The sequence below is a fragment of the bacterium genome, from assembly GCA_040753555.1.
In the GTDB taxonomy this organism is placed as follows: domain Bacteria; phylum UBA9089; class UBA9088; order UBA9088; family UBA9088; genus JBFLYE01.
Genome location: JBFMDZ010000249.1, coordinates 1 through 2,673 on the forward strand (window position 1 = coordinate 1; position 2,673 = coordinate 2,673).

Annotated in this window: 4 protein-coding genes; 1 reads left to right on the top strand and 3 read right to left on the bottom strand. The window is 35.3% G+C overall.

The features are described from left to right. On the bottom strand, nt 1-148 hold a 148-nt coding region (locus AB1630_12025), incomplete at its 3' end, for a four helix bundle protein (protein MEW6104520.1). Nucleotides 149-587: 439 nt separating this feature from the next. On the opposite strand from AB1630_12025, the gene AB1630_12030 reads away from it, so the two are divergent. Next, nucleotides 588-1,079, top strand: a complete 492-nt coding sequence (locus AB1630_12030; protein ID MEW6104521.1) for a hypothetical protein — start codon at nt 588-590, stop codon at nt 1,077-1,079. Here the strand turns inward: AB1630_12030 and AB1630_12035 are convergent. Together AB1630_12035 and AB1630_12040 are read right to left on the bottom strand one after the other, a co-directional pair. Further along, nucleotides 1,058-1,525: a hypothetical protein gene (locus AB1630_12035; protein ID MEW6104522.1), complete on the bottom strand. Its 468-nt coding sequence runs from the start codon at nt 1,523-1,525 to the stop codon at nt 1,058-1,060. The two genes, AB1630_12030 and AB1630_12035, sit on opposite strands and share 22 nt — an antisense overlap. A gap of 195 nt (nt 1,526-1,720) precedes the next feature. Further along, nucleotides 1,721-2,383 (bottom strand): histidinol phosphate phosphatase domain-containing protein, encoded by a 663-nt coding sequence (locus tag AB1630_12040; GenBank protein ID MEW6104523.1) that lies wholly within the window; start codon nt 2,381-2,383, stop codon nt 1,721-1,723. Nucleotides 2,384-2,673: the final 290 nt, after the last annotated feature.

Sequence of the window (2,673 nt, forward strand, 5' to 3'; positions counted from 1 at the left end):
TATTAGCCGGAATAGAAACAGATGAGCGTCTAATTTGAGAAACTAAAGCAAACCTCTCATTATCAGGAAATTGAACAGTAATTTTGTATATCTCTAAAACTAATTGATGTGCCTTCTGCCATACCTTCAAATCACAAAAATTCTTCATCTTTTTAACTTAATCCTTATAACTTAATCCTTAATCCTTGTAATTTAATCCTTAAGTTTTCTCATCGTTTTGCCGATATATAATCCAAAAGGGGAAAAGAAAAGATTTTGGGTTGCAAGCTACCAATATCTTTTCCTCTTTTTTTATAATTAACCCTTTCATATATTATCGGCAAATTTTTAAAAAAACTTTAGAGAAATTTTTATAATTGACATAAAAGGAGAATTTTGATATTATTAAATTTATATCAGGGTTAGATTTGTTGAAGAAATGGGGTTAAAGGAAAGAAGTGAAAAAAGAAAAAAGAATATAGTTTGGCATATTGCAAAGGATTTTAATGATGCAAAGAAATGGGATTTAAAATTCTGGCTTAGTAAGACTCCCCAAATGCGAATCTATGCCCTTGAATGCTTGCGGAAAGAATTAAAGACGATATTGCATGCCAAAAAGAATAGATGCCACAGAGGACTTTAGGGACTTTCTTAGGCTATTTGAAAAACATAAAGTCCGTTATTTGATAGTAGGAGCCTATGCCTTTGCTTATCATGCCATTCCAAGGTATACCAAAGACCTAGATATATTTATTGAGCCAAAAAAGGCCAATATCGAAAAGGCCAACCAGGCACTAGCTGAATTTGGAAGTCCCTGGCTTTTGTCCGTAGGACATCCTGATGAGATAGTCCAGATAGGAATTGAACCAAATAGAATAGATATTCTCAAAAAGATTCCAAATGTGCGCTTTGAGAAAGCATGGAGGGAAAGGGAATGTGCGCTATACACTGATGTGATGGCAAACTGGATTGGGCTTGAAAGCCTTATTAAAACAAAGGAAGGAACAGATCGCATTCAGGATAAAGAGGATTTAAAGATATTAAAGAAGCTTCTAAAAGAGCGAAACAAAGACACTTTTTACAAAGGAAACGAAGAATAAAAATCCTTTAGTGCGTGGTTTATATTTGGCTTTAAAAGAGAAGAAAGAAAATCCTCTGCATCCTTCCTTGCTTCCTTTAAAATATCCCTCTGTGAGACAAAGAAAGGTATCTCTTTAGAGGAAACATACTTATTTTCCTCATTGAAGAAATGTAGGTTAAGTAAGGACTGAATAGATAAAGCATCAAGCATTTCTTTGTCTTTTTCTAAAAAAAACAAAGCCTCGGCTTTTATTGGGTCTTTTTCGGGTCGGTCAGATAATTCTAAATAAAGCCTTATTATAGGATAGGTGGGGAGTTTATAAAGCTCAAATCGATAGGAAACCAACAAAAATGGGATGGAAAGAACATCCTCATTCTTTAGCTTCAAAGCCAAAGAAACAAAACCTTCTTCTCTTATTGCAATACAACCACATCGCTCCCCAACACCTCCAATTCCTTCCATCATATATGTGTTGAGGGGACAAGTCCCAAGAACAGCTGTGTTAAGCTAAAGCCGATCCTCCTTTCACTTACGCTTAAAGAAAGGGCAGGCACGCGTTGTCGCCGCTGTTTAAATCCTTGTATTTTCACGCTTCCTTAAGAGGCTAAACACATACTTTACTAAAATCACTTCTTTTTTAGTATAAAATACCTAAACATACTATTTCGCTTTCTTTACAAGGGATGTTGAGTTTGAAAGAAGCTCTTCAAGGGAAACACAGCATCCCAAAGCAATCTTTTCTGCCATTTTTAGGTCTATAAACTCATTTGATGTATGAGCGTCTGTATCTAAAACAAGGCTTGCCCCTATCTTCTTTGCCAGGCTCGCAACATGACCATTTGTAAAGCTATGAATTGCCCTTGCTGTTATCTCAAGAAAAATCCCATTTTTTTTGGCAAGAATTACCTCCTCCTCTGTTATCAAGCCTGGATGTGCCAATATATCAATATTGGAATTGCAAGCAGCAAGGTTTGTTCCAGCTGGAACAGCATCCATAATGCTCTCTCCATGAACAACAATGATTTTTGCACCCAAGCTCCTCCCATAATCTGCTAATTCTTGTATTGTATCACAAGGAACATGGGTAAGCTCACACCCTGGAATAACCTTGATAGGAAATCTTTTATTAAGTTCTTCGCAAACCTTGACTATTCTTGGCACTACAAAGTCAATATTTGATAAATCCACATGGTCTGTTATCCCTAAAACCTTCACCCCTTTTACATATGCCCTATGTACATGCTCTGAAGGAATAAGCTCTCCATCAGAGAATATTGTATGTGTATGTAGGTCAATCATTAAACCATATTTTATATTATCCATTGATATTCTACAAGCCTTTTTTGCATTATCTTGTATACTGAAATAAAATTTGTTTTCAAGTATTAATGTTTTTATAGCAAAAAAACAAGTAACTATTCACCCTGCAAGAAAAACAGGTCAATAGAGAAAAAGTGACCACTAATCACTGACTTGTTATGATATTAAGGATAGAGAAGAAAGAGAGGAATTCATAAGAAATCCTTGGTCAATTATATTAATTCTTCCCTCCATTCCTAATCCACAGCAATTGCCTTGAATTTACAGGAGGAATAGCACAAACCACACCTTAT